Below are 26,946 nucleotides of genomic sequence, written 5' to 3'. Positions count from 1 at the left end.
ATGGAAGACTGGCAAACGGGAGAAGAGATACCGAAAAGTAAAGTGGTTGTCATTGGCGGGGGAACAGGCCTATCGGTCTTGCTGAGAGGGCTGAAGGAAAAGCCTTTTTATATCACGGCGATTGTCACCGTGGCTGACGATGGGGGAAGCTCTGGACGCTTGCGGGAAGAAATGTCCATGCCCCCGCCTGGGGATATTCGCAACGTAATCGTGGCCTTGGCCGATACGGAGCCTTTGCTGGCTGGATTGTTTCAATATCGTTTTGTCAATGGTGCCGGTTTGGCTGGCCATAGCCTAGGAAACTTGTTTATTGCGGCCATGAAAGAGATTACAGGTGATTTTGTCACGGCGGTCAAGGAGATTAGTCGCGTGCTCGCGGTACGGGGGCAGGTTTTGCCTGCCGCTAATCAAGCCATTGTCCTTAAAGCTGAGATGGAAGATGGAACCATCGTGGTTGGGGAATCCCAGATCCCGAAGATCGGCAAAAAGATTAAGAGAGTCTTTTTAGAGCCTAAAGATGTGCAGCCGCTGGACGATGCGATTGAAGCGATCCGGGAGGCAGACTTGATTTTGCTGGGACCAGGAAGTCTTTACACAAGCATTCTTCCGAATTTGCTGGTACCTGGGATCTCGAAGGCGATTGTCGAGTCCCATGCCAAAAAGGCCTATATTTGCAATGTCATGACGCAACCTGGGGAAACAGATTTTTACACGGCGTCCGATCATGTCAACGCGCTGTATAATCATGTGGGGACCGACTTGTTTGATACGATCATCGTAAACAATGCAGAGATTCCGGAAGCGGTGTTGGAGCGTTATCGGGAGAAGGGAGCGTCTCCCGTTCAGTTTGACGAGGAGCGCTTAAAGAAATTTGGTTTTGATATTATTCAAGATAACTACGTCATATATGAAACCTACTTGCGACATAATGCACCTCGAGTGGCTGATGCCATCGCGGCGCTCTTGGAGCAAAAGTGAGGTGAGAACGAGTGTCCTTTGCAGCCCAAACGAAAAAAGAATTAACCCAGTTAGAAGCCGCTCCTTGCTGTGCGAAATCTGAATTGGCGGCTTTAATTCGGATGAATGGGACGATCCAGTTTGGCAACAATCGGTTTGTGCTGGATATCGTAACAGAGAATGCAGCCATCGCCAGAAGAATTTATCTTCTGGTGAAGGAGCATTTTCAAGCTCATGCGGAATTACTCGTCCAAAAAAAGATGCGCTTAAAGAAAAATAATGTCTATATTGTTCGATTGCCTCATCATGCCAGGCAGATTCTTGAAGCCTTGTTGATTTATGCCGGCGGTTCCTTTAGTCAAGGAATTCCCAAGGAAACGGTCAAAAAGGCTTGCTGCAAAAGGGCTTATTTGCGTGGTGCCTTTTTGGCAGGAGGATCCGTCAATCATCCGGAATCGAATAGTTATCATCTTGAGATTTTTACGCTGTATCAAGAGCATTGTAAAGACTTAAGCTCCCTTGCCAACAAGTTCCATATGAATGCACGCTGCATTGAACGAAAAAAAGGCTATGTCATGTACATCAAAGAGGGAGAGCGGATCACGGAGTTTCTCAGCTTGATTGGCGCTCACCAGGCTCTGTTGTATTTCGAGGATGTGCGGATCGTCAAGGATATGCGCAACTCGGTTAATCGACTGGTGAACTGCGAGACGGCCAATCTGAACAAAACGGTCAGTGCGGCCATCAAACAGGTTGAGAACATCAAGCTCATTGAGCGACAGATGGGACTCGACCAGTTGCCGGACAAGCTGAGGGAAGTGGCGGAGCTCAGGTTGAAGTATGCGGACTTGAATTTAACCGAGCTTGGGGAAATGCTGCCCAGCGGAAAAGTGAGTAAATCAGGCATTAACCATCGTTTAAGAAAACTCAATGAAATCGCTGAAAAACTTCAGCGTAATGAAAGCACACGTTTGTGATATAATAGGGAAAGTTGAAGCTCGAGGCAGAATTGGAGGTTATGGTGTTGGTTCGTCAACAAGCTATTGTAAATTTAAAGACTGGATTGCAAGCGCGTCCGGCCGCTTTCTTTGTACAGGAAGCAAACCGTTATTCTTCGGAAATCTTCGTGGAAAGAGAAAATAAGAAAGTCAACGCAAAAAGCATCATGGGAATCATGAGCTTAGCCGTTAGCCACGGAACTGAAATTACCATCTTGGCAGAAGGAAACGATGCCGAAGAAGCGGTTACCAATCTTAAAGCGTTAGTGGAAAAAGAAGAAGCTTAACGAAAAAGAGTACCCCCGACGGGAGTACTCTTTTTAATTACCGCATAGGAAATTATATGTTACTTTAGGTTACTAAAGTAAATCTAATTTCCTATCGGCATAAAAAACTTCCACTAAAGGCGGTCTGGCTACCCTGAATATACTTCGATAGAAGTTTTTTTTATTTGGTCTGATCAATTCGCTGAATTACGTCATCGATAAGGCCGTATTCTTTTGCTTCGATGGCACTCATGAAATTATCGCGATCGGTATCGCGCTCTAGTCTTTCCTTCGGTTGGCCGGATCTCTCTGCCATGATGGAATTTAAGTGGTCACGCATACGCAAGATGCGCTTCGCGCTAATTTCGATGTCACTTGCCTGTCCTTGTGCACCACCGAGCGGCTGATGGATCATCACTTCACTATTCGGCAGGGCAAATCGCTTACCCTTCGCGCCAGCGCACAGCAAGAAGGCTCCCATGCTTGCTGCCATCCCAATGCAGATGGTAGAAACGTCTGGCTTGATAAACTGCATCGTATCATAAATGGCCATGCCGGCAGTGATGGAGCCGCCAGGGCTGTTTATGTAAATACTGATATCCTTCTCTGGGTCTTCCGCGGCAAGAAAGAGCAACTGTGCAACGACACTGTTGGCTACTTGATCGTTAATAGGCGTTCCCAAAAAGATGATTCTGTCCTTCAGCAAACGGGAGTAGATATCGTACGCTCTCTCCCCGCGGTTCGTTTGTTCTATGACGGTAGGGACTAACATGGGATTTCCTCCTCTCAAACTGGATAAATCTTCTTACTATTTCATACTACATGAAACTTCATTGAAGGTCAATAATGGTCAAACAGTTTTTGTTCTTCATCACCTATCATCGACGGGTAGGGTAGTCTTTTATACCCTAAGCAGGGCAAAAAAAATCCACCGATAAGCCGGTGGGCAAGATAAGATAGGAGTGGAGAGAAACCTGAACAATGGTATCAGGGTTAAATCTAGTATATCTGATGTGGTAAGCGTTTACAATCATTTCTTTTCATCAAAATTCTCGGTTATTTGACAAACTCTATGAGCAAAAGACCTGTACTTTTGAATTTATTTTTAATAGTCTAGAATGATGAGGGGGGAGTGTCGGGATGAGAGATGGAATTCAACGGTTCACCTGTCCAAACTGCTATATCACATCAACATCGGGTACATGGGATACTTCGACGGCTAGTCGGTTTAAAGTAGGAGTAAAAGAAATTGAACCGGTTGTGAAAGGATTCGGCGATTACTTTTCACAATACGTATGCCCTAATTGCTCCAAAACCATCTCCGGTGATCAATTAGTCCCACAAAAAGGCTACTAAAATGTCAAGTCAAATCACCCTTCTACGTAGACTGTAGGAGGGTGATTTCTTTAACCTTTGGGGGAGGTGAAAAAATACCAATAGATTTTAGCAGGGATTTGTCTTATGATGACGAATATACTTCCATATAAAACTTCCGGATACGACAGAAGCAGGAGGAGGGGTAACGGATGCAAATGGGATACGGACTTTATCAAGAACAATCCTTGAAGCTGGTCATGACGCCAGAGCTGCGTCAAGCGATAACAATTCTTCAGTTTTCTGCACTAGATCTTTTGGAATATATTAATCAACAGCTAAGCGAGAATCCAGTTATCGAGCCCTTGGATATGGAAATAAACCAGGGAACTGAACCGAAGTCTAAGGAAACGTCCAGCGTAGATGTAGACTGGTCTGAATATATTCGCGCAAGAGCACAGGATGATTATGCAGGGTCATCGATACGTTCGAATGAAAACGAATACAACCCGCTCGATTGGGTGGCAAGGAATGACTCTACTTTAGAGAAGCATCTATTAGAGCAGCTTTCGTATATTAAAGAGCTCTCCAATCCAATTCTCGGAATCGCCAAATATATGATTGGAAACCTTGATGAAAGAGGCTATCTGGATCTATCACTCGATCAAGTGGTAAAAACGCTGGCGGCTGATCCCGAGGACGTGGAAGAAGCACTCTGGGTCGTACAAAGCTTAGAGCCTAGGGGAGTAGGGGCTCGAGATTTGAAGGAGTGTCTGATCATCCAGCTCGAATATGCCGGGTTGAAGGGTTCCCTTTCCTTTGTGATTGTGGATCGTTACTTGAACGACTTGGCTGATGGTCGAATCAGTAAGATCGCTACAGAGATGCAGGTTTCACCTCAAGAGGTGCAGGAAGCGGCAGACGTCATTCGAACGTTGAATCCTCGCCCTGGCCTTGACTATCACCGGGATGAAGCGAAATACATCATCCCCGATGTGACCGTAGAAAAAGTGGAGGGCGAGTACGTGATTCTCGTCAACGACTCCACATCTCCTCGCTTGAGCATCAGCAGCTATTATGAGAAGATGTTGAAGGGCGACGAAAATACCAAGAAATATATCCACGACAAGATGAATTCGGCCATGTGGCTCATTAAGAGCATCGAGCAGCGCCGCATGACGATTTACAAAGTGACCGAAGCGATTGTCAATGAACAGAAGGAGTTCTTTGAAAAAGGAATTGCCTACCTCAAGCCGATGACGCTAAAAGAAATCGCAGAAATTGTGGAGCTGCATGAATCAACCATCAGCCGCGCCACCAATAATAAATATGTCCAAACGCCACGCGGTGTTTTTGAGCTCAAGTACTTTTTCTCCTCAGGCTTAACCACAGCTTCAGGCGATGCCACATCTTCCGAGAGCGTTAAAGCCAAGATTAAGGAGCTGGTCGATGCCGAGGACCGCAAAAAGCCTTTATCCGACCAGAAGCTATGTGAGCTGCTCAATGAAAAAGGAATCGAAATCTCCCGCCGCACCGTGGCCAAATACCGTGAGGAGATCGGCATCCTTTCGTCCGCAAAAAGAAAGAGGTACTAGTAATGAAGTCTTTTCGCATTACAATTTTTACCCGGGACGGCTGCTGCTTGTGCGACGACGTGAAAGAACGAGTCGAGCGGGTAGCCTCAGAATATCCCATTGAACTGCAGATGTTTGACATCACCACCGACCCAGACATCTATGAAAAATACAAATGGACCATCCCCGTCGTTCATATCGATGGAGAAGAAGTCTTTGTATCCAAAATGGCAGAGCTTTGGCTTCGCCGTGAATTGGATAAGCGACTAGAAACGAGCCCGTAGGGGCTCGTTTTTTTGTGCTGAGGAGAGTAGGGGGGCTGCAGGGGAACTGTGCGGGGGACCGACGATGTCACTGTTTTGACTTGGGGGATCTGGGGTGATTAAGGGGGATGATGTCGTCATTTGGGCCTGGGCCTGGTTTGAGTGAATCATAGGGCGTCTATGATGTCGTCATTTGGGGTTGGGCCTGGTTTGAGTGAATCATAGGGCGTCTATGATGTCGTCATTTGGGGTTTGGGCTGATTTGAGGGAATCATAGGGCGTGTATGATGTCGTCATTTGGGCCTGGGCCTGGTTTGAGTGAATCAAAGGGCGTCTATGATGTCGTCATTTGGGGGTGGGCCTGGTTTGAGTGAATCAAAGGGCGTGTATGATGTCGTCATTTTGGGTTGGGGCCGATTTGAGTGAATCATAGGGCGTGTATGATGTCGTCACTTGGGGTTGGGCCTGGTTTGAGTGAATCATAGGGCGTGTATGATGTCGTCATTTGGGGTTGGGGCCGATTTGAGTGAATCATAGGGCGTGTATGATGTCGTCATTTGGGGTTGGGCCTGGTTTGAGTGAATCATAGGGCGTGTATGATGTCGTCATTTGGGGTTGGGGCCGATTTGAGTGAATCATAGGGCGTGTATGATGTCGTCACTTGGGGTTGGGCCTGGTTTGAGTGAATCATAGGGCGTGTATGATGTCGTCATTTGGGGTTGGGGCCGATTTGAGTGAATCATAGGGCGTGTATGATGTCGTCATTTGGGGTTGGGCCTGGTTTGAGTGAATCATAGGGCGTGTATGATGTCGTCATTTGGGGTTGGGGCCGATTTGAGTGAATCATAGGGCGTGTATGATGTCGTCACTTGGGGTTGGGCCTGGTTTGAGTGAATCATAGGGCGTGTATGATGTCGTCATTTGGGGTTGGGGCCGATTTGAGTGAATCATAGGGCGTGTATGATGTCGTCATTTGGGGTTGGGCCTGGTTTGAGTGAATCATAGGGCGTGTATGATTCACTCATTTTGGGTTGGGGCCGATTTGAGGGAATCAAAGGGGATGTATGATGTCGTCATTTGGGCCTGGGCCTGGTTTGAGTGAATCAAAGAGCATGTATGATGCCTTCATTTGGGGTTGGGCCTGGTTTGAGTGAATCAAAGAGCATGTATGGTGCCTTCATCTCGGTCGTCCTAATGAAAGCAGCCCCCCTACCCCCACCCACTCATCCAAAATTTATCCAACTCGCCCATTGACAACCTCGGCTTCTCGTGCGAAAATAACTCTTGTGGGACATAAAAAGTAAACTTGGACATTTATAGTCCCTTTAAATAATTGAACTTGTCCTGAATCATACTAAATGGGACCGTTCATAAGATACGCTTTTTACATTACTAACATATAGCTGCTTACAATCGAGGAGGAATAACGATGGTGAAGATTGGGATTAATGGATTTGGAAGAATTGGAAGAAACGTATTTCGTGCAGCCTTAAACAACCCGGAAGTTGAAGTTGTAGCCGTAAATGACTTAACTGATGCACAAACCCTTGCACATTTATTGAAGTATGACACTATCCACGGCAAGCTTGATGCCGACGTTCGTGCAGGCGATGGGTACCTAACGGTTAATGGAAAGGAAATTAAGGTTTTGGCGGAGCGTGATCCGGCTCAGTTGCCTTGGGGTTCTCTAGGCGTCGATATCGTGGTGGAATCCACAGGACGTTTCACGAAGCGTGAAGATGCAGCAAAGCATATGGAAGGCGGAGCGAAGAAGGTTATCATCTCTGCACCAGCTTCGAACGAAGATATCACAGTGGTGTTAGGGGTTAACGAAGATAAATATGATCCGGCTAACCACCACGTTATTTCCAATGCTTCTTGTACAACCAACTGCTTGGCTCCGTTCGCAAAGGTATTGAATGACAAGTTCGGCATCCGCCGCGGCTTGATGACGACTGTACACTCCTACACGAACGACCAGCAAATTCTTGACCTTCCACATAAGGATTTGCGCAGAGCGCGTGCTGCTGCGGAAAACATTATTCCAACCTCGACTGGAGCGGCAAAAGCGGTAGGATTGGTACTGCCAGAATTAAAAGGAAAATTGAACGGATTTGCAATGCGAGTTCCAACTCCTAACGTATCTGTTGTTGACCTGGTAGCAGAGCTCAATCAAGATGTAACCGTAGAAGAAGTAAACGCCGTTTTAAAGGAAGCAGCTGAAGGTCCATTGAAAGGCATTATGGCTTATTCCGATGAGCCGCTTGTATCCGGTGACTATAACGGAGATCCGCATTCTTCTTCCATTGATGCTCTTTCCACGATGATTTTGGAAGGCAACATGGTAAAAGTCGTTTCTTGGTATGACAACGAGTGGGGCTATTCTAACCGTGTGGTGGATTTAGCGGATTATATTGCCAAAAAGGGACTGTAAAAGTAAAATAGTAATCGTGTGTTAAGAAAGGGAGAAGTGAAGATTTCTCCCTTTTCCGTATATAGAAGTCCTCAGAAGACCAAGGAGGCCAGGGAAGATGCAGAAAAAGTCAGTTCGAGACCTAGACGTAAAAGGGAAAAAAGTGTTTTGCCGCGTCGATTTTAATGTGCCGATGAATGAAGGGACGATTTCCGACGATACGCGCATTCGGGCCGCTGTGCCCACGATCCAATACCTTCAACAACAAGGGGCAAAGGTGATCTTGGCTAGCCACTTTGGACGTCCGAAAGGACAAGTGGTAGAAACCATGAGACTCACCGCGGTAGCGGCAAGATTGTCAGAATTGTTGGGTAACCCGGTCGCGAAAACCGAAGAGGTGGTAGGTGAAGCGGTAACGGCCCAGGTTCAGGATCTGCAAGAGGGACAAGTTCTTCTTTTGGAAAATGTTCGTTTCCACCCAGGCGAAGAAAAGAACGACCCGGAGCTAGCGAAACAGTTTGCTGCTTTGGCAGATGTGTTCGTCAATGATGCCTTTGGTGCCGCGCATCGTGCCCATGCTTCAACCGAGGGAGTAGGACATTACATACCAGCCGTAGCCGGCTTCCTGATGGAAAAAGAATTAGCGTTCTTGGGAGGGGCCCTGTCCACTCCAGAGAGACCATTTACAGCCATTATCGGCGGAGCCAAAGTGAAGGATAAAATTGGAGTCATTGAAAGCCTTTTGGATAAAGTGGACAACCTAATTTTGGGTGGCGGCCTAGCCAATACTTTTATCAAAGCCCAAGGCTACGATGTAGGATCCTCTTTGCTAGAAGAAGATAAAGTAGAGCTAGCCGCAAGCTTCATGCAACAAGCGAAGGAAAAGGGCGTCAATCTCCTAATTCCTACGGATGTAGTGGTGGCTGATCGATTTGCCAATGATGCCAACACCAAGACGGTATCCGTAAGCGGAATCACGGAAGGGTGGCAAGCGTTGGACATCGGACCGGACACGGCGAAAGCCTACCAGGATGTCGTCGCGGGTTCTAAGACTGTTGTATGGAACGGACCGATGGGTGTGTTTGAGATGGAAACGTTCATGAAGGGAACCGATGCGATCGCGCGGGCGATGGTAGAAGTTCAGGGAACGACCATTATTGGCGGCGGAGATTCGGTCGCTGCGGTGGAAAAAGCAGGCGTTGCCGAGAAGATGTCTCATATTTCGACTGGCGGCGGTGCATCTCTTGAGTTTATGGAAGGAAAACAGCTTCCAGGGGTTACGATTCTGGAAGATAAATAAAGGGTGGTAAACATGAGAAAACCAATCATTGCTGGTAACTGGAAGATGTTCAAGACGATTGCTGAAGCCATTGCGTTTGCGGAAGCCTTGCCTGTTCAGGATGAAGCAGTGGAGGCCGTACTTTGTGCTCCATTCACCGCGCTTTCTGCTTTGGCTGAAGCTTTGGAAGGGAAAAATATTGCCTTAGGTGCACAGAATATTCATTGGGCAGAAGACGGTGCTTTTACAGGCGAAGTGAGTCCTTTAATGCTCAAGGAGCTAGGGGTTAAATATGCCATTGTGGGACACTCGGAGCGCCGTGCGCTTTTCGGAGAGACGGATGAAACCGTTAATCAGCGCTTGCATGCCGCTTTGAAGCATGGAATTTCTCCGATCGTTTGTGTAGGCGAGGATCTAGAGCAGCGTGAAGCTGGACAGACAAAGGAAGTCGTCAAAGTACAAATGGAAGCGGCCCTTAGAGACGTCACAAGCGAGCAACTGGTGAATCTGGTCGTTGCCTATGAGCCCATTTGGGCGATTGGAACGGGGAAAACTTCGTCTGCTGAAGATGCCAACGAGGTGATCGGGTTTATCCGTGAGCTGATTGCGGATCAGTATGATCAATCCCTAGCTAACCAAGTGCGCATTCAATACGGCGGAAGCGTAAAGCCGGAAAATGTGGCTGGATTTATGGCGCAATCAGATATTGATGGGGCATTGGTTGGCGGTGCAAGCTTACAGCCTGAGTCCTTCCTCGGTTTGGTGAAGGGAGCTCACCAATGAATAGACCGAAACCCGTAGCTTTAATTATTATGGACGGCTTTGCCATGCGGGAAGAATCGTATGGCAATGCGGTCGCGCAAGCCAATAAGCCCAATTTTGACCGATACTGGAATCAATACCCGCACACCCTTCTAGAGGCCAGTGGTGAAGCAGTAGGTCTTCCTGAAGGACAAATGGGGAATTCCGAGGTTGGTCACCTGAACTTAGGGGCCGGGCGCGTGGTGTATCAAGATCTAACCCGAGTAACGAAGGAGATTCGTGAAGGGCATTTTTTCGAAAATGAAACCTTCCTCGGCGCGATCCAGCATGTGAAAGAAAGAGGCACGAAACTTCACTTGTACGGACTCCTGTCCGATGGCGGCGTTCACAGTCATATTCGCCACCTTTTTGCTTTACTGGAGCTAGCCAAAAAACAGCAAGTCGAAAAAGTTTACATACACGCTTTCTTGGATGGACGCGACGTATCTCCAGACAGTGCGAAGATTTACGTAGAAGAAACCGAAGCGAAGATGCGTGAGCTTGGCGTCGGCCAATTTGCTACAGTTCAAGGGCGCTACTATGCCATGGATCGCGACAAGCGCTGGGAGCGAACGGAAAAGTCGTACCGAGCCATGGTGTACGGGGAAGGACCGAAGTACCAAGATCCTGTTCAAGCGGTACAAGCTTCTTACGACCAGAGTATTTACGATGAATTTGTCATGCCAACGGTGATTACGGACCAGGAAGGAAACCCGAATGGCCTGGTGGAAGATCAAGACGCGGTGATTTTCTTTAATTTCCGTCCGGATCGTGCCATCCAATTATCGCAGGTGTTTACGAATGAGGATTTCCGCGGCTTTGATCGTGGGGATCGAGTTCCTAAGAACTTGTACTATGTGTGTCTGACAAAATTCAGCGAAAGTGTCCAAGGTTATGTCGCTTATAAGCCGACGAATCTCGATAACACGTTAGGTGAAGTGTTGTGTCAACAGGGCCTCAAACAACTACGCATCGCGGAAACGGAAAAGTATCCTCATGTCACGTTTTTCTTCAGCGGCGGTCGCGAGGATGAATTTGAAGGGGAAACCCGTGTGCTCATTTCTTCTCCGAAGGACGTCGCTACTTACGACTTGAAGCCGGAGATGAGCGCTCAAGGCATTACGGACGCGCTTCTAGCTGAGTTAGACAAGGACGAGCATGATGTAATCATTTTAAATTTTGCAAACTGTGATATGGTGGGTCATTCTGGTAAAATGGAACCGACGATCCAAGCCGTCGAAACCGTCGATCGATGTGTGGGTACGGTGGTGGATGCCATCTTGGCCAAGGGCGGTGTGGCCTTGATTACAGCGGATCATGGCAATGCGGATCTTATGCTCACAGAAGAGGGTAATCCGATCACGTCTCACAGTACGTACCCCGTACCATTGATCGTAACGAAGGAAGGGCTTGAGTTGCGAGAGGGCGGCATTTTGGCGGATATTTCCCCTACCATCTTGAAGCTTCTAGGAGTCGAACAACCAAAAGAAATGACAGGAAAACCGATCTATTAAAAAGAAAAAGGAGTGTAACAAACGATGACGATTATTTCTGATGTTTACGCAAGAGAGGTTCTAGATTCCCGCGGTAACCCAACTGTTGAAGTTGAAGTGTATTTAGAATCTGGTGCTTTTGGGCGTGCGATGGTACCATCTGGTGCATCTACTGGCGCTTATGAAGCGGTTGAGCTTCGCGATGGGGACAAGTCCCGCTACCTTGGAAAAGGGGTGCTTCAAGCCGTTGACAATGTTAACGAAGTGATTGCTCCTGAGCTTATCGGATTGGACGCTCTTGATCAAATCGGGATTGACCAATTGATGATCGAATTAGATGGTACACCAAACAAGGCCAAGCTTGGTGCCAACGCGATTCTTGGCGTTTCCATGGCTGTTGCACGTGCTGCAGCGAGTGAGCTAAACATTCCTCTGTATGTGTACCTTGGCGGATTCAACGCGAAGCAGCTTCCTGTTCCGATGATGAACATCTTGAATGGAGGAGAGCACGCGGATAACAACGTGGATATCCAGGAGTTCATGGTTATGCCAGTTGGAGCGGAAAGCTTCTCTGAAGCTCTTCGCATGGGAGCGGAAATCTTCCACCAGCTTAAGTCTGTTCTTAAAGAAAAAGGCTTGAACACCGCTGTAGGCGATGAGGGCGGATTCGCGCCAAACCTAGCTTCCAATGAAGAAGCGATCACGACGATTATGGAAGCCATCAAGCAAGCGGGCTATGAGCCAGGAAAAGATGTTTTCCTAGCGCTAGACGTAGCAGCAACTGAAATGTACCGCGATGGTGCGTACCACCTTTCCGGTGAAGGCGTAACAAAGACCACCGATGAAATGGTAGACTACTTGGCTTCTTTAGCTGATAAATACCCGATCATCTCGATTGAAGATGGGTTGGATGAAGACGATTGGGATGGTTGGAAAAAATTAACGGAACGCATTGGTTCCAAGGTTCAGTTGGTTGGTGACGACTTGTTCGTAACCAATACCCAGCGTTTGGCTCAAGGGATCGAGAGCGGAACGGCGAATGCGATTCTAGTAAAAGTAAACCAAATCGGAACGTTAACCGAAACGTTTGATGCGATTGAAATGGCGAAGCGTGCAGGTTATACTGCGGTTATTTCTCACCGTTCTGGTGAAACCGAAGATTCCACGATTGCCGACATCGCCGTGGCTACGAATGCTGGTCAAATCAAAACGGGTGCCCCTTCTCGTACAGACCGCGTTGCGAAGTACAATCAATTGCTTCGCATCCAAGACGAGCTAGGCCCTATAAGCCAATATGGCGGAAGAAAAGCATTTTACAACTTAAAGGGATAATTTGGTGGGGGACAAGTGAAACTTGTCCCTTCCTTGTTTTTATGATAAAGTTATGTTACGTATGAGTATGGAGGGTAGAGCATGACTCTTTTTCTTAAGGTATTGTTAGTAATCTTCTGTATCGGACTCATTGCGGTTGTTCTTCTGCAATCTGGTAAGAGTGCTGGGTTATCCGGGGCGATTGGCGGAGGCGCTGAACAGATGATGGGTAAGCAAAAAGCACGCGGTATTGATGCCGTGCTTCATAAGATCACCATTGTATTAGCAACTGGATTCATGATCTTGTCTATTGCCGTCGCCTTTTTTACAAGAGGCGCGTTTTAGGAAGAAAGAGACCTAATGAGGTCTCTTTTTTTGTTGTAATCAAATTGTAAGGTAACATCTTTAGAAAATTGTGGTATATTGTAAAAGCGGGTACAATCCCTATGATCTCGTAATCGAAGGAGAGGTAGTATGATCGGTTGTTTGCTTCTTCATGGTTTTACGGGCAGTCCGTATGAAGTGGAGCCCCTGGCCGAGCACCTGAAGAAATTTGGCTGGAAGATATCAGTACCGACGTTACCGGGTCATGGTTCAGAGAGGGAAGACCTGAACAAGGTTACCTGGAAGGATTGGATTCTCAAAGCGGAAGAAGAACTTCGACTGTTGATGCAAGAATGCTCGGAGGTCTACGTGGTAGGCTTTTCGATGGGAGGAATGATTGCGGCGTATCTCTCCACGAAATATCCCGTTTCTAAGCTAGTCTTATTAAACGCTTGCGTATTTTATATAAATCCAGGGCAAATGTTTGCCAACATGGCGGAAGCGATCAAGTCCAACTTCACGGCCGATTCCAAGGATTTGTTGAAGCGATATATGCAAAAATCGCTTTCTACACCAATACGGGCCGTTGTCCATTTTCGCAGGCTGGTGAAGGTATTGAAGCCGGAATTGGATAAGGTGACCGTACCGACCTTAATTCTCCAGAGCGAATGCGATGATTTAGTGGAGCCTCGCAGTGCACACTATATTTATCAGCATATACAATCTGAACAAAAAGAAATTCATTTTTTTACGGAATCTAAGCATATACTCTGTCAAGATTGTGAAAAAGAACAGGTCTTATTCACTGTAGAGACTTTCTTAGCCAAAGATCTGGAAGGGGCAAGCATTCATGATTGAAGTACGTCCCATTTTTCATAGAGGACATAATGGTCGAGGGATTTTACTCATTCATGGGTTTACCGGCACCAACTTAGAGATGAGACCCGCCGTGGAATTTTTTAGGGGGAGCGGATTTGCTGTTTCCGCTCCTCTTTTGGCTGGACACGGTACAACCCCTCAAAACCTGCGAAAAACCTCTTGGAAGGAATGGCTGTATTCGGCCGAAGAAGGGGTTCACCAACTATTAACGAATGGAAGCAAGGTTATCTACGCGGCTGGACTTTCCATGGGAGGTCTATTAGCGTTAAAGCTCGCTCAAAAATACGAGTTTCGTTCGATTGCAACCTTAAGCACCCCCATTTTCGTCCGGGATACCCGGATTAAGCATGCCCGATGGGCTAAGTGGTTTGTGCCGTATGTCCCCGGTACAAGGGAGAAGAAAGCTCCTCACATTGAACAACACATCATCCCCTACTCGCGCACACCGCTTGCTTCTGTGTACAGTTTGTCTCAGCTGATCGAAGAGGTGAAGGTGGAGCTGCCTAACATCAAGACCCCCATCTTTATTGCTCAGAGCGGAGCAGATGAAACCGTGGATCCTACAAGCGCGGATTATATCTATTCGCAAATTGGGTCACACTATAAACAAATCCGTCATTATCCCGATTCTAGTCACATTATTACGCTAGATCATGATCGCCATCAGCTGTTTATGGACATGGCGAAATATTTTGAAGAAATTACTTGGGAACTGGAGGGGCGATAAACCCTCTTTTTTTCACCCTCTATAACGTACATAGATAAAGGAGTCGACGAGAGTGGTCACTGAACAAAGAGTTGTTGAATTTATGAGAGAAGAAGCCTATGCCCCGATGACTGTAGCCGAGCTGGAAGAAGCGTTTGGCGTGGAATCGGCTGCCGATTTTAAAGAGTTTGTGAAGCTGTTAAATGTGCTAGAGGAAGCAGGCAAAATCATTCGCACGCGTTCCAACCGGTACGGAGTGCCAGAGCGCATGAATCTGGTCAAAGGTCGTTTACAGGGCAACGCCAAGGGTTTTGGCTTTGTCATTCCTGAGACCAAAGGTGAACCGGATGTCTTCATTTCCGCTCACGACATGAACGGAGCTCTGAATGGCGACATTGTACTGTGCCGCCCTAGCGCCAAGGTTAAGAGTGGAGGCCGGATGGAAGGGGAGATTATTCGCATCCTTCAACGCGCCAATAATCGTTTTGTCGGAACGTATACGGACGGGAAAGACTATGGCTTCGTGAATATCGATGATAAGCGGATGGCTAAAGATATGTTCATTCCTAAAAACGCCAGCATGGGGGCCATGGAAGGGCATAAGGTCATTGCGGAAATTACCAAATACTCAGAGGATGGGCGAACCAATCCGGAAGGACGTATAGTCGAGATTATCGGTCATAAAAATGATCCTGGTGTCGACATTCTTTCCATCATCCACAAGTATGAACTGGCCGAGGGATTTGATGAACATGTCATGAAAGAAGCGGAATCGGTCCCTGAAGAACTAACCGAAGGGGACTGGCAAGGGCAAAACCGCCGCGATCTCCGTGACCGGGTAATGGTCACTATCGACGGAGCGGACGCCAAAGACTTGGATGATGCCGTTTCTCTGGAGCGTCTGGAAAATGGCAACTACCTGCTTGGGGTGCACATCGCAGACGTCAGCCATTATGTAAAAGAAGGCTCCTTCCTGGATGAGGAGGCGTACCGCCGCGGGACGAGCGTGTATTTGGTGGATCGCGTCATCCCGATGCTTCCACACCGTCTTTCCAACGGGATCTGCAGTTTGAATCCTCAAGTCAACCGTTTGGCGATGAGCTGCGACATGGAATTGGATCAAGAGGCGAAGCTCGTCCGCTATGAAATTTTTATGAGTGTCATTAAGACCAATGAGCGAATGACCTACCAGAATGTTTATAAGATCTTAGAAGAAGACGATCAGGAACTCATGGCTCGTTATGAACCGCTTGTCCCGATGTTTCGGGACATGAAGGAGCTGGCCTTGAAGTTGCGGGACAAGCGCATGCAGCGTGGGGCGATCGATTTTGATTTTAAGGAAGCCAAAATCCTTGTTGATCCGGAAGGAAAACCGACGGAAGTGGTGATCAGGGATCGGACGATTGCGGAGCAAATCATTGAAGAATTCATGCTGGCCGCCAATGAAACAGTAGCGGAACATTTCCACTGGTTGAATCAACCGTTCATGTACCGCACGCATGAAGATCCGGATGAAGGGAAGCTACGTAATTTCCTTCAATTTATTACGAACTTTGGCTATGTGGTCAAAGGGACACCAAGTGATATCCATCCGAGAGCCTTGCAAATGCTGTTGGAGCAAGTGCAGGGAACACCGGAAGAAACGGTCATCAGCAAAGTCATGCTCCGCTCCATGAAGCAAGCGAAGTATGAAGCAGAAAACAATGGTCACTTTGGGCTAGCCGCGGATTATTATACGCATTTCACTTCACCGATTCGTCGTTATCCCGACTTAATTGTTCATCGCTTAATCCGCCACTGGCTGGAGAACGGCCCGATGGATGAAGAGCAGAAAGTGGACTGGGGAGAAAAGCTCCCAGACATCGCTCGCCACACGTCGGAACGGGAGCGGGTTGCGGTTGATGCCGAGCGAGAAACCGATGATCTGAAAAAGGCCGAATTTATGGCCGACAAGATCGGCGAAGAGTTTGAAGGGATGGTCAGCAGCGTCACCAACTTTGGGATGTTCATTGAGCTTCCCAACACGATTGAAGGCCTCGTGCATATGAGCTACTTGACTGACGATTATTACCACTACGATGAACGCACCTACGCGCTGGTTGGCGAGCGTACGAAAAAGTCTTACCGCATTGGTGACATGGTGAAGGTCCGGGTTGTTGGGGTGAACAAGGACGAGCACTCCATCGACTTTGAAGTGGTGGGCATGGCAAAAAGAGCGGAGCATAAGCCGCGTAAAGCCAAGATTGTCATTGAAGGCGGCAAACGGGAGAAGAAAGCGAAGCCTGGCAAACCCGGTGAAAAGCAAGCCGGAAAACAGCCGTTTTGGAAGGAAGCAGCCAAGGGCCAGAAAAAAGGCGCTGGCGGCGGGAAAAAAGCGAAGAATAAGAAGAAAAAGAAGAAGTAGAAAAAACTTTTATCGAAGTATATTCAAGTAGCCAGACCGCCTTAAGAGGAAGTTTTTTATGCCGATAGGAACGTCAGAGTTACATTTTAATTCTTATTGGACTTAAATTCCTATGCGGAAAATGCAAGCGTCCGATTATCCGGGCGCTTTTTTCCCCTTTGCCCTTATGCTATAATAGGAAGATGCTAATGTTTTTGGGGTGAGTACACATGGCGATCACACGCGGGGAAAAATTGATTTCACAAAATAAAAAGGCGTTCCACGATTATCATATTGAGGAAAAGTACGAGGCGGGCATTGTCCTGACGGGTACCGAGATCAAGTCCATTCGCCAGGGAAAAGTCAATATGCGAGACAGCTTCGCTCAGATTCGTAGAGGGGAAGTCACGTTGCATAACCTGCACATCAGTCCTTATGAGCAGGGGAATCGTTATAATCACGAACCGCTGCGCACACGTAAGCTCCTGTTGCATCGCGAACAGATCAACAAACTGATCGGGATGATTAAGGAAAAAGGCTATACGTTGGTTCCATTGAAAATCTATTTAAAGAATGGACTAGCCAAGGTTCAGATTGCTACTGCTAAAGGGAAGAAAGACTATGATAAGCGGGAGTCTCTGAAGAAGAAGGATGCCCAACGCGAAATGGCGCAAGCCATGAAAGAACGTTTCCGATAATTGCTATTTGAAAAGTGTCGGAGGCTATGGTATATTATCTGTACGTGCTTGAAGTACTCTAACATCCCTTATGGGGGCGTTCTGGATTCGACGGGGGTAGTTCGGGCATAAGTAGCGAGTCGGGGGGCTGCGGGCCTCGTTAACAACGCGGAGTTAAATATAACTGCAAAACAACCTAAATTACAACTAGCTGCTTAATTGCAGCCTAGCCCTTCCATAGCGGATCGCCCATGTTTGCTATAGAAGGTCATCTCAGTGGGATAGCTCGTCCGGACCGTTACTGACCGGAAAGTGAACTGTAGGTAGCTAGCCAATCCAGAAGCCTGTCGTTGGGCGTCGGTGAGGCGAAACTCTAAATCCAGCGACTGCACTCGGAGAAGCTTATGTTGCGTTGCTTTCGGACGTGGGTTCGATTCCCACCGCCTCCACCATACATACGATGGTGGAGTTTTTATTTTTAGGCAAGGCCATACATGAACATAATTTAGCACCCAATTATACTTAAATATTTGGGTGCTTTTTATTATTCTAACGGTTAACTGGTAAAGAACTTAACAAAAAGAGTTGAGTTCTTTTTTATTTTCCACCATAAGAGTACAATAATAAGAAAATAAGGATAAAGGTGGGAAATCAGTTTTGCGTATAAAAGCTATTATTTTCGATGCTTATGGGACCTTATTTGACGTACATACAGTAGTAGATAAATGTGAACAATTTTTTCCTGGACAGGGCAAACAAATCAGTGAAATATGGAGACAAAAACAATTAGAGTACAGTTGGCTTCGCTCTTTAATGGGACGGTATGTTGACTTTTGGAGCTTGACTCAAGATGCCTTATTATTTGCACTGAAAGACTTAAAATTAGATTTAACAGAAGAGACTCAGCAGACACTATTGAACGAGTATCTACGACTGCAACCTTATCCCGAAGTACCAAAGGCGTTGGAAAGGCTTCGAAATCTGATCCTTGCGATACTATCGAATGGCTCACCTCATATGTTAAATACTCTTGTTGAAAATGCGGGTCTTTCTCAGGTGTTTAATCATGTCATCAGCGTAGATGAACTTAAAATTTATAAGCCTTCTATGGGTGTATATCAATTAGGGGTAGTAGAGCTAGGAGTTCTTAAAGAAGAAACGTTATTTATGACTTCAAATCCTTGGGATGCGGCGGGTGCTAAAACATTCGGATTTCAAGTTTGTTGGATAAATCGCTTTAACAAACAATTTGATGAATTAGGAGTACAACCGGATATCGTAATAAGTAATCTTGATGAATTAACGGAAAAATTTCTATAAATTTGCTAAACTAAGCTCTTTTCTTCAAGAACCACCCTACTTCGGGTGGTTTTTTGCTTTTCATCATTCAAATCTGAATGAATTCCATTCATTTTTGAATGACCTTCACTAGTGCCTCATCTCTAATGGCTCGCCGCTTTCAACAAAAGGGTTGGCAAGAGACTTGCATAATATGTTTGACAAAGATCTGAAGAGGGGGCGTCCGTTATGTCTATCCGCGTTCGTTTTGCACCTAGCCCGACAGGACATTTACATCTGGGAGGTGCCCGTACAGCCCTATTTAACTATCTCTTGGCAAAGAAACGGGGAGGCACATTTATTGTAAGAATTGAAGATACGGATCAAACACGAAATGTGGAAAAAGCAGATTTGGGCTTTTTGGAAAATCTTAGGTGGTTAGGGCTCCATTGGGATGAAGGCCCGGATATCGGCGGCGACTATGGACCTTATCACTGTATGGACCGATTGAATATTTATCAGCCGTATGTCGATCGCCTGATTAGCGAAGGGAAGGCTTATCCCTGTTACTGCACCGAGGAAGAGCTTGAAACCGAGCGTCAAGAATCGATGAGGCAAAATCGAATATACAAATACAGCGGCAAATGCAGAGATTTGAATGCGGAACAAAGAAGAACGTTAGGACAAGAGGGGCGCAAAAAAACCGTTCGATTCCGCGTACCGGAAGGTCGACTTATTCAATTTAGCGATGATGTACGGGGAGATATGAAGTTTGGATCGGATGACATAGGCGATTTTATTATGGTAAAGTCTGACGGAATCCCTACTTATCATTTTGCCGTCGTGGTCGATGATCACTTAATGAAAATTACACATGTCATACGAGGCGAAGAACATCTTTCCAACACCCCAAGGCAGATATTGATTTATGATGCGTTCGGTTGGGAGATACCGCAATTTGCTCATCTGGCTTTGATCCTTAAACCTAGCGGGAAAAAACTGTCCAAAAGGGATGAATCCATCCTTCAATTTATGGACCAATATCGTTCTTTGGGTTACTTGCCTGAAGCGATGAATAATTTCCTTGTTTTGCTGGGTTGGTCTCCGGAAGGAGAACAGGAATTGTTCACGCTTGAGGAGATGGCTGCTTCCTTCTCACTCGATCGACTTCACAAATCTGGCGCAATCTTTGATCAAGCTAAACTCGATTGGATGAACAACTATTATATGAGACAAGCGGATCCAGAAAGATTAATAGATCTAGCCGTCACGATGTTTCAGCAACAAGGATTAATAGATGATAGGGTGGATGTGCGTTGGATTGCAGAGTTGATTTCCCTCTGTGGGGAACGCATATCCCATGTAGGAGAACTCGTCTCGATGGCTGAGCCTTTGCTAAGGGCAGAAACGGTATATAGTGAGGATGCCATGAGATTGCTAGAAGAAGATCAGGTGCAGATGATTGCAAATTCTTTCTTGGAGAAAGTGAAAGAAGATCATGAGTGGAATGCAATAAGGATTACCGATTTAATGAAAAACATTCATAAGGAAACTGGTTTAAAAGGGAGATCTCTCTACGTTGCGATTCGCGCCGTTGTATTTGGAGAAACGCAGGGACCAGATTTAATTCATAGCTTGTTGCTACTAGGAAGAGAGACGGTGATCTACCGATTGGATCATTCAAAAATGAATGGTATCCATTCAAAAGTGAATAACTTTTAGCTCGATACTCCGCTGATGGGGCATCAGGCTAGGTTGGAAAGATTGGCATCATATTTGCATTAGTAAAAGATAAAAAAACAAAATGATAGAGAGGTTGAAGACATTGAAAAAACATTTGTTCATTAATGGGGAATGGGTAGAAGCCAAACAATATCAACCATTATATAGTCCATATAGCGGGGAGCAAATTGCAGAAATTGCTTTTGCCGATGAATCGGAAGTGGAAATGGCCATCCAGGCGGCAGAACAAGCACGGCCGATAATGGCTAAAATGCCAGCTCATCAACGAGCAACGATATTGGAGAACCTCGTGAAGCTGATGGAAGAAAACGCAGATGAATGCGCCCGCTTAATTGCCCTTGAGGCGGCGAAACCGTGGACAACGGCTAAGGGTGAAGTGGCTCGTACGATCATGACTTATAAGTTTGCTGCGGAAGAAGCGAGACGGATTCATGGGGAAACCATTCCGATGGATGCCGCACCTGGCGGAGAAGATCGGATCGCTTTTACGATTCGTCAGCCCTTGGGAGTCGTAGCAGCCATAACCCCGTTCAACTTTCCTATGAATCTCGTGGCGCATAAAGTGGGTCCAGCGATTGCTGCAGGAAATACCATCGTATTAAAACCGGCAACGCAAACGCCTTTGACTTCGTTGTATTTAGCAGAGCTATTGCAAAAAGCCGGTCTACCTAATGGCGTTATTAATGTGGTTACCGGAAGCGGCAGTACAGTAGGCGAGAAATTGATTCAAGACCAGCGGGTGAAAGTCATTACCTTCACAGGCAGTCCAGCGGTGGGAATCGGGATTCGGAATAAAGCCGGATTGAAAAAAGTAACCCTGGAACTTGGCTCCAATGCAGCCCTTATTGTCGATCAGGGAACAGATCTCAATTCAATTATCGCCAGGGCAGTCACTGGTGCCTTCGCCTTTGCCGGTCAGGTGTGTATTTCCTTGCAAAGGGTCTATGTACACGAAGCGTTATATGAATCCTTTGTTGAGAAGTTTGTCGCGCAAACGAAGACCTTACGACTGGGGAACCCGCTTGATCCTGAAACGGATGTTTCGGCTTTGATCAGTCCTAAGGATGTGGAACGTTCTTTACAGTGGATCGAAGAAGCGAAACAAGCTGGCGCAACGATTGCCACTGGTGGGGCAGCAGAAGGGAATATTCTTCAGCCGACGGTGCTTTTGAATGTAGATCCGAAAGCCAAAGTGTCATGTCAGGAAGTGTTTGCCCCAATTGTGTTGATCAATAAAGTTTCCAGTGTGCAAGAAGCGATCGAATACGTGAATGATTCCCGATTCGGACTACAAGCGGGCATATACACCCCGAACATTACAACGGCCATACAGGCTGCAGAAGCTTTAGAAGTGGGCGGAGTGATGATCAATGACATTCCAACCTTCCGTGTCGATCACATGCCTTATGGAGGGGTTAAAGAAAGCGGAATCGGACGCGAAGGCCTCAAATATGCGGTAGAAGAAATGACCGAAATGAAATTAGTATGTATTAAAAAATAACCAAATTAAATGAAAAGGGGAAATCATAAAATGGAAAAAACATCTCAAAAATATATTAACTTAAAGACCTCCATTCCTGGACCTAAAGCTTCTGAATTGCTAGAAAAGAGAAAGGCGAATGTTCCTCAAGGCGTATCGAATACTGTTCCCACTTTCGCTGCCAAAGGGGAAGGCGCGCTTCTGACGGATGTTGACGGCAACACCTTTATCGATCTTGCAGGAGCGATTGGAACGATCAATGCTGGCCATTGTCCGCCAAAGGTGGTAGAAGCCCTTATTGAACAGGTACAAAATTATATTCATCCCGGTTTTAATGTGATGATGTATGAGCCTTATATTAATTTAGCTGAGAAGCTCAACCAAATTACGCCAGGGTCGCATGAGAAGAAAACGTTCTTCTTGAACAGTGGAGCGGAAGCCGTGGAAAATGCGGTAAAGCTAGCACGTAAATTTACCGGAAGAAAGGCGATTATCTCCTTTGACCGCGGGTTCCATGGACGTACTTTACTCGCCATGTCCTTAACCAGTAAGGTAAGACCGTATAAGTTTGGCTTCGGACCGTTTGCACCGGATACGTATAAAATGCGTTATCCTTATTACTACCGTGCACCATTGAACGTTAGTCCAGAAGAGCTTGATCAAATGGTACTTCAGCAATTAGAGGAATTTTTCATATCCGAGGTACCCGCAGAAGAGGTAGCGGCGATCATTATGGAGCCTGTACAAGGAGAAGGCGGATTTGTGGTTCCTTCGAAAGTGTTTGTTCAAGGCGTGAAAAAAGTGTGCGAAAAATATGGAATCTTATTTATCGCGGACGAAATCCAGACGGGATTCGGGCGTACAGGGAAGATGTTTGCGATGGAGCATTTTGATATTGTACCGGATATTATGACGATGTCTAAATCGATCGCAGCCGGTCTGCCTATCAGTGCGATCACTGGAAGAGCAGAAATTATGGATTCTGCAGCTCCAGGTGAAATAGGCGGAACTTACGGGGGAAGTCCGTTGGGTTGTGTAGCCGCTCTTAAAGTCATTGAAATGATGGAAGAAGAGCGACTGGCCGACAAAGCCCAGATCATTGGCGACACGATTATGTCCCGCTTCACGGAATTGAAAAATCGATACTCCTTCATTGGAGAGGTCAGAGGGTTGGGCGCGATGTGTGCCGTGGAGTTAGTGAAGGATCAAGCGACAAAAGAGCCGAATAAAGAGTTAACCGCACAGATTGTACAAGAATGCTATCGTCGAGGTGTCATTGTACTAAGCGCGGGGCTTTACGGCAATGTATTGCGATTCTTATCTCCGTTGGTCATCACCGATGATCAGTTAAAGGAAGCGTTGGATGTCATTGAAGAGGTATTATCGGACCTATCTAAGTAACTCAAAACTCCAATCTTTGGGAGAGGGCGACCTCTCCTTTTTTTTATCTTGGATATGATAAAATATTGTTATCTACACGCTATCCTGCATTTATGAACGGGGATTGGGGGAATTAAGCTTGAGCAGCATTAAGGATATAAACAAAGAATTTATTATCGTTGACGATTCCATTATCGTGCAGGAAACCTTACGCTTAGTTCAACAAACGAAGGCTAAACTCGTAATTGTCAAAAAAGGTAAACTCATCGTGGGGATCTGTGATAGCCATCAGCTGCTCCTGCAGTTAGAGTCTGTCTCTGAACCATTAAGTTACAGTTCTGACTATAAGATCGTAACTCAAGACAAAATCCTCTCCAATTCAGATCTTCAATTTTTATATTTGTTAGTCGAAAATGAACAAGGCGATTTGATGGGATGGCTTGATAATGAGTCTTCGGAAATTCTCTATATTAAGCAGACCTTCTCACAAGAAGTGCGGGATTTAACGACTGATCTAGAAGCTATCGTGGATTCTGTTTATGATGAAATATTAGTCGTTGATGCAGCCGGAACGATTCTCAGGGTTTCTAACCGCAGCAATTTGAATTTTTGGGGAGTGGATCCTGCTACCGTAGTCGGGGAGAATATTTTGGCGTTGGAGGAAAAAGGGTGGTTTAAGCCATCTGTAACACGACGCGTTTTGGAGGAGAAGAAGAAAATCTCTGTTGTCCAGCAAAATCGTTTTGGTAGGAAAATACTAGCGGTGGGCAATCCGATTTTCAACCGGAAAAAACAATTAGAACGTATTGTGATTGCTTCCCGAGACATTACGGAAGTGACCAACTTACAGGAAGAGCTTGAAGAAGTGAAGGAGTTAACCGAAAAGTATCGGAAAGAAGTGAATATCCTTCGAAAGATTCAGCATAACGAAAAACCAATTATTTATCAGTCACAATCAATGGATGAGATGATGGCCGAGGTTGCAAAGGTGGCTCGGGTGGAGTCTACCGTGACCATTTACGGGGAATCGGGTGTCGGGAAGGAACTAATCGCAGATGCGATTCATCATCTTAGCCCCCGGAAGACCAAACCTTTTGTCAAAATTAATTGTGGCTCCATCCCGGAAAATCTGCTGGAAAGCGAATTGTTTGGTTATGAGAAAGGCGCATTTACCGGAGCCCTCAATCAAGGGAAGAAAGGATTATTTGAATTAGCCCATCAAGGTACGCTATTTTTGGATGAGGTTGGGGAGTTATCCTTAAATCTCCAGGTTAAGTTATTGAGAGCATTACAGGAAAGAGAAATCATGAAAATAGGGGGAACAAAGCCGATTCCCATCGATGTTCGAATGGTAACGGCTACGAATCGAAACCTAGAAGAAATGGTGGCAGCAGGCACTTTTCGAGAGGATCTTTTTTATCGACTGCATGTCATACCTTTATATGTACCAGCTTTGCGGGAGAGAGTCGATGATATCGAGCCATTAGTTCTTCACTTTTTGGAGTACTTTAATGAAAAATTTGCCACGAAGAAGCATGTTTCGGAGGATGCAGTTGAAATGCTGAAGGCCTATCACTGGCCGGGAAATGTGCGACAGCTTCAAAATGTGGTGGAAAGAGCTATGGTGATTACAGCAAGCCAATTAATCACCGCGAACGATTTAAGCCGAATATTAAGCACTAAAAATCGAAGTGTTCCCTCGGTTCAGGTCAATGAAATCATTCCACTGGAAAAAGCGATTGAAATGACGCAATATCAACTGATCAATATGGCTTTGTCCGAATATAAAACCGTCACGAAGGTGGCCAAAGTTTTAGAAGTAAGTCAACCTACGATGAGTAGACACATCCAAAAATTTATTGGGAAATGAGCGTAAAGATAAAAAAACATCCAATCTTCTAGGGAAGACTGGATGTTTTTGGTGTACCCATCGTGAGATGGATTTGGACGATCTCTGAGCGCGAACCGAGACGAAGCGGAGGCCCCCAGAAGCCAAAGCCACAGGATACGATGGAATGAAGCTGTTCTTTTTGTAAGTAACCCCAATCGTTTTCAAAAAGGCGCTCCGTGATGAAGTTACCCGGGTAAACTTGCCCGTGATGGGTATGGCCGGAGAGGACAAGATCGATGCCCAGCTTTTGAGCGACATCCAACTCATAGGGCTGGTGATCCAGAAGAATGGTCGTTTTCTCCGTGTCTACTCCTTCTAGCAGAGAGGCAAGTGTTGCACGATTGCGCTCACTTCGGTCTTTTCTGCCGATGAGTTGAATATTTTCGTTTACAGCTAGCGTTTCATCATATAAGACGTGCATTCCGCTTTTCTCCAAAGTTTGAATGACTTCTGCCATCGGTCCGTTATGCTTATCGTGATTCCCTAAGGAGGCATACACACCATAGGGGGCTTGGATTTGGGTCATGATTTTGTCGATCCCTTGTCTTAAATATGGTCGGATGTCATCATCAATGATATCTCCTGGGATCATGACAATATCGGGTTGAAGCATATTAATTTCATTGACCATTCGTTGCGCATGATCAATCCCTGAGAGTAAGCCAAAATGCATGTCGGAGACCAAGACCACTTTCAGCTGTTGAGGACGGTTTCCTTTGTCAATATGGATGTCGTACGTTTGAAGGGTGGGGCTATAAGTATTGTAGGAGCCATAAGCGACCAAAGAAAAAAGGACAAGGAGAAGAACGGAGCTCGTTCCCTTTTCGATATGGTGATGCGGAAGCCGAGTTAACCGCAACAGCCAAACACTCACATGAGCTAACGGCAACAGGATCACCAAAAGATAAAAAAGGGCCATCCAATAGGCGCCGATGAGATGGAGGATGACATTTTCCGTGAGCTTACCCAAGATAAAGGATGTAGCAACGATCGCAAGGGTAAGGATATAGAGAAACTTAAATTTCTTGGATGGCTCCGTGGACATCCTGTTCTTCATCCATCCCCAGCCGGTCCATCCAATATAATAAACCAAGATCGCATACAGTAAAATAAAGACAATTCCTATTACGAAAGGCATTCCAATCTCCATTCCATTTATGGTGTGCAATAAATAGTATGTTTTCCGAAAGCCAAATTTATGATCTGTGTATGTTTCTTATCTTTGGGAGCATACTAGGGTTAGTGGCCCGTAGCCAAGCGGTAAGGCAACGGACTTTGACTCCGTCATGCCCTGGTTCGAATCCAGGCGGGCCAGCCATCCCCATACAATTGCCCCAAGACGAGCTGTCTGTTAGGTGCTCGTTTTTTTATTTTCTCTGGTTTGTTGGTGACTAGAGGGGGCATAGGGTATTGGCTTGATTTTTTAAAGAAGATTGTGGATGGACGGAAAGGGAGGAAGGTGATAAAATAAGAACAAACGTTCCGGTTGGGGGTTCGTATGTATAGTCTGACTCGCCTTAAGAAATTTTTTAATCG

The 26,946-nt window shown here is 46.1% G+C and carries 23 protein-coding genes, 1 tRNA gene and 1 other RNA gene; 23 read left to right on the top strand and 2 right to left on the bottom strand.

The window, feature by feature from the left end; all coding sequences use genetic code 11:
* From EIZ58_RS28930 to EIZ58_RS28920, 3 genes are read left to right on the top strand one after another with little or no spacing between them, the layout of a single operon-like run.
* Complete coding sequence (locus EIZ58_RS28930) at positions 1–978, top strand: gluconeogenesis factor YvcK family protein (RefSeq protein WP_134704464.1); 978 nt, start codon at positions 1–3, stop codon at positions 976–978.
* Between the two features lie 11 nt (positions 979–989).
* Positions 990–1,934 (top strand): DNA-binding protein WhiA, encoded by a 945-nt coding sequence (gene whiA, locus EIZ58_RS28925; protein WP_134704463.1) that lies wholly within the window; start codon positions 990–992, stop codon positions 1,932–1,934.
* Between the two features lie 47 nt (positions 1,935–1,981).
* Complete coding sequence (locus EIZ58_RS28920) at positions 1,982–2,242, top strand: HPr family phosphocarrier protein (protein ID WP_134704462.1); 261 nt, start codon at positions 1,982–1,984, stop codon at positions 2,240–2,242.
* A gap of 160 nt (positions 2,243–2,402) precedes the next feature.
* Here EIZ58_RS28920 and clpP read toward each other — a convergent pair whose 3' ends face one another.
* Positions 2,403–2,993: an ATP-dependent Clp endopeptidase proteolytic subunit ClpP gene (gene clpP / locus EIZ58_RS28915; RefSeq protein ID WP_134704461.1), complete on the bottom strand. Its 591-nt coding sequence runs from the start codon at positions 2,991–2,993 to the stop codon at positions 2,403–2,405.
* Positions 2,994–3,361: 368 nt separating this feature from the next.
* Between clpP and EIZ58_RS28910 the strand changes: the two genes are divergently transcribed.
* From EIZ58_RS28910 to EIZ58_RS28820, 19 genes are all read left to right on the top strand, one after another.
* Positions 3,362–3,577: a hypothetical protein gene (locus EIZ58_RS28910; protein WP_134704460.1), complete on the top strand. Its 216-nt coding sequence runs from the start codon at positions 3,362–3,364 to the stop codon at positions 3,575–3,577.
* 170 nt (positions 3,578–3,747) lie between these two features.
* Positions 3,748–5,130: an RNA polymerase factor sigma-54 gene (gene rpoN, locus EIZ58_RS28905; protein WP_134704459.1), complete on the top strand. Its 1,383-nt coding sequence runs from the start codon at positions 3,748–3,750 to the stop codon at positions 5,128–5,130.
* A 2-nt stretch (positions 5,131–5,132) separates the two neighbouring features.
* The gene (locus tag EIZ58_RS28900; protein WP_134704458.1) at positions 5,133–5,393 is read left to right on the top strand and encodes a glutaredoxin family protein; all 261 of its coding nucleotides are present in this window, start codon (positions 5,133–5,135) and stop codon (positions 5,391–5,393) included.
* 1,408 nt (positions 5,394–6,801) lie between these two features.
* A complete protein-coding gene (gap, locus tag EIZ58_RS28895) occupies positions 6,802–7,806 on the top strand; it encodes a type I glyceraldehyde-3-phosphate dehydrogenase (RefSeq protein WP_134704457.1) in 1,005 nt (334 codons plus the stop codon).
* A 97-nt stretch (positions 7,807–7,903) separates the two neighbouring features.
* Positions 7,904–9,085, top strand: coding sequence for a phosphoglycerate kinase (locus EIZ58_RS28890; protein ID WP_134704456.1), 1,182 nt, complete (start codon positions 7,904–7,906; stop codon positions 9,083–9,085).
* A gap of 12 nt (positions 9,086–9,097) precedes the next feature.
* Positions 9,098–9,847 carry a triose-phosphate isomerase gene (gene tpiA, locus EIZ58_RS28885; RefSeq protein WP_134704455.1) on the top strand — a complete coding sequence of 250 codons (750 nt, stop codon included), beginning with the start codon at positions 9,098–9,100 and terminating at the stop codon, positions 9,845–9,847.
* Positions 9,844–11,379, top strand: a complete 1,536-nt coding sequence (gpmI, locus tag EIZ58_RS28880; RefSeq protein WP_134704454.1) for a 2,3-bisphosphoglycerate-independent phosphoglycerate mutase — start codon at positions 9,844–9,846, stop codon at positions 11,377–11,379. Before tpiA ends, gpmI begins: the two co-directional genes overlap by 4 nt.
* A 24-nt stretch (positions 11,380–11,403) precedes the next feature.
* Entirely contained in the window at positions 11,404–12,690 is a 1,287-nt protein-coding gene (gene eno, locus EIZ58_RS28875) for a phosphopyruvate hydratase (RefSeq protein WP_134704453.1), read from the top strand.
* Between the two features lie 81 nt (positions 12,691–12,771).
* Positions 12,772–13,014 (top strand): preprotein translocase subunit SecG, encoded by a 243-nt coding sequence (secG, locus tag EIZ58_RS28870; RefSeq protein ID WP_134704452.1) that lies wholly within the window; start codon positions 12,772–12,774, stop codon positions 13,012–13,014.
* A 129-nt stretch (positions 13,015–13,143) separates the two neighbouring features.
* Positions 13,144–13,851, top strand: coding sequence for an alpha/beta hydrolase (locus tag EIZ58_RS28865; RefSeq protein WP_134704451.1), 708 nt, complete (start codon positions 13,144–13,146; stop codon positions 13,849–13,851).
* Positions 13,844–14,599, top strand: a complete 756-nt coding sequence (locus tag EIZ58_RS28860; RefSeq protein ID WP_134704450.1) for an alpha/beta hydrolase — start codon at positions 13,844–13,846, stop codon at positions 14,597–14,599. The genes EIZ58_RS28865 and EIZ58_RS28860 overlap by 8 nt, the downstream gene beginning before the upstream one ends.
* A gap of 52 nt (positions 14,600–14,651) precedes the next feature.
* Positions 14,652–16,982: a ribonuclease R gene (gene rnr / locus EIZ58_RS28855; RefSeq protein ID WP_134704449.1), complete on the top strand. Its 2,331-nt coding sequence runs from the start codon at positions 14,652–14,654 to the stop codon at positions 16,980–16,982.
* A 215-nt stretch (positions 16,983–17,197) separates the two neighbouring features.
* Positions 17,198–17,659, top strand: a complete 462-nt coding sequence (gene smpB / locus EIZ58_RS28850) for an SsrA-binding protein SmpB (protein WP_134704535.1) — start codon at positions 17,198–17,200, stop codon at positions 17,657–17,659.
* Positions 17,660–17,731: 72 nt separating this feature from the next.
* Positions 17,732–18,090, top strand: a transfer-messenger RNA (tmRNA) gene (gene ssrA, locus EIZ58_RS28845).
* Positions 18,091–18,295: 205 nt separating this feature from the next.
* On the top strand, positions 18,296–18,958 hold the full coding sequence (locus tag EIZ58_RS28840) for a haloacid dehalogenase type II (RefSeq protein ID WP_134704448.1): 663 nt from the start codon (positions 18,296–18,298) through the stop codon (positions 18,956–18,958).
* A 207-nt stretch (positions 18,959–19,165) separates the two neighbouring features.
* Complete coding sequence (gltX, locus tag EIZ58_RS28835) at positions 19,166–20,638, top strand: glutamate--tRNA ligase (protein ID WP_134704447.1); 1,473 nt, start codon at positions 19,166–19,168, stop codon at positions 20,636–20,638.
* A gap of 82 nt (positions 20,639–20,720) precedes the next feature.
* On the top strand, positions 20,721–22,160 hold the full coding sequence (locus EIZ58_RS28830) for an aldehyde dehydrogenase family protein (protein ID WP_205672393.1): 1,440 nt from the start codon (positions 20,721–20,723) through the stop codon (positions 22,158–22,160).
* A gap of 30 nt (positions 22,161–22,190) precedes the next feature.
* Positions 22,191–23,540, top strand: coding sequence for a 4-aminobutyrate--2-oxoglutarate transaminase (gene gabT / locus EIZ58_RS28825; protein ID WP_134704445.1), 1,350 nt, complete (start codon positions 22,191–22,193; stop codon positions 23,538–23,540).
* A 118-nt stretch (positions 23,541–23,658) separates the two neighbouring features.
* Positions 23,659–25,389 (top strand): sigma-54 interaction domain-containing protein, encoded by a 1,731-nt coding sequence (locus tag EIZ58_RS28820; RefSeq protein ID WP_134704444.1) that lies wholly within the window; start codon positions 23,659–23,661, stop codon positions 25,387–25,389.
* Positions 25,390–25,417: 28 nt separating this feature from the next.
* On the opposite strand, the gene EIZ58_RS28815 is transcribed toward EIZ58_RS28820, so the two are convergent.
* Entirely contained in the window at positions 25,418–26,548 is a 1,131-nt protein-coding gene (locus tag EIZ58_RS28815; protein WP_134704443.1) for a metallophosphoesterase, read from the bottom strand.
* Positions 26,549–26,653: 105 nt separating this feature from the next.
* Between EIZ58_RS28815 and EIZ58_RS28810 the strand changes: the two genes are divergently transcribed.
* Positions 26,654–26,728 (top strand) — tRNA-Gln (locus EIZ58_RS28810).
* Positions 26,729–26,946: the final 218 nt, after the last annotated feature.

The sequence above is a fragment of the Ammoniphilus sp. YIM 78166 genome (assembly GCF_004522215.1).
Classification (GTDB): Bacteria; Bacillota; Bacilli; order Aneurinibacillales; family RAOX-1; genus YIM-78166.
This window is presented reverse-complemented; position numbering and strand designations above follow the sequence as displayed.

Excerpts from the sequence above, each read along its gene's own strand:
- tpiA (WP_134704455.1), top strand. The coding sequence starts at position 9,098 with ATGAGAAAACCAATCATTGCTGGTAACTGGAAGATGTTCAAGACGATT.
- EIZ58_RS28930 (WP_134704464.1), top strand. The coding sequence starts at position 1 with ATGGAAGACTGGCAAACGGGAGAAGAGATACCGAAAAGTAAAGTGGTT.
- gabT (WP_134704445.1), top strand. The coding sequence starts at position 22,191 with ATGGAAAAAACATCTCAAAAATATATTAACTTAAAGACCTCCATTCCT.
- gltX (WP_134704447.1), top strand. The coding sequence starts at position 19,166 with ATGTCTATCCGCGTTCGTTTTGCACCTAGCCCGACAGGACATTTACAT.
- eno (WP_134704453.1), top strand. The coding sequence starts at position 11,404 with ATGACGATTATTTCTGATGTTTACGCAAGAGAGGTTCTAGATTCCCGC.
- EIZ58_RS28815 (WP_134704443.1), bottom strand. The coding sequence starts at position 26,548 with ATGCCTTTCGTAATAGGAATTGTCTTTATTTTACTGTATGCGATCTTG.
- EIZ58_RS28910 (WP_134704460.1), top strand. The coding sequence starts at position 3,362 with ATGAGAGATGGAATTCAACGGTTCACCTGTCCAAACTGCTATATCACA.
- EIZ58_RS28865 (WP_134704451.1), top strand. The coding sequence starts at position 13,144 with ATGATCGGTTGTTTGCTTCTTCATGGTTTTACGGGCAGTCCGTATGAA.
- EIZ58_RS28900 (WP_134704458.1), top strand. The coding sequence starts at position 5,133 with ATGAAGTCTTTTCGCATTACAATTTTTACCCGGGACGGCTGCTGCTTG.
- rpoN (WP_134704459.1), top strand. The coding sequence starts at position 3,748 with ATGCAAATGGGATACGGACTTTATCAAGAACAATCCTTGAAGCTGGTC.
- EIZ58_RS28860 (WP_134704450.1), top strand. The coding sequence starts at position 13,844 with ATGATTGAAGTACGTCCCATTTTTCATAGAGGACATAATGGTCGAGGG.
- secG (WP_134704452.1), top strand. The coding sequence starts at position 12,772 with ATGACTCTTTTTCTTAAGGTATTGTTAGTAATCTTCTGTATCGGACTC.
- EIZ58_RS28830 (WP_205672393.1), top strand. The coding sequence starts at position 20,721 with ATGATAGAGAGGTTGAAGACATTGAAAAAACATTTGTTCATTAATGGG.
- EIZ58_RS28890 (WP_134704456.1), top strand. The coding sequence starts at position 7,904 with ATGCAGAAAAAGTCAGTTCGAGACCTAGACGTAAAAGGGAAAAAAGTG.
- gap (WP_134704457.1), top strand. The coding sequence starts at position 6,802 with ATGGTGAAGATTGGGATTAATGGATTTGGAAGAATTGGAAGAAACGTA.
- gpmI (WP_134704454.1), top strand. The coding sequence starts at position 9,844 with ATGAATAGACCGAAACCCGTAGCTTTAATTATTATGGACGGCTTTGCC.
- clpP (WP_134704461.1), bottom strand. The coding sequence starts at position 2,993 with ATGTTAGTCCCTACCGTCATAGAACAAACGAACCGCGGGGAGAGAGCG.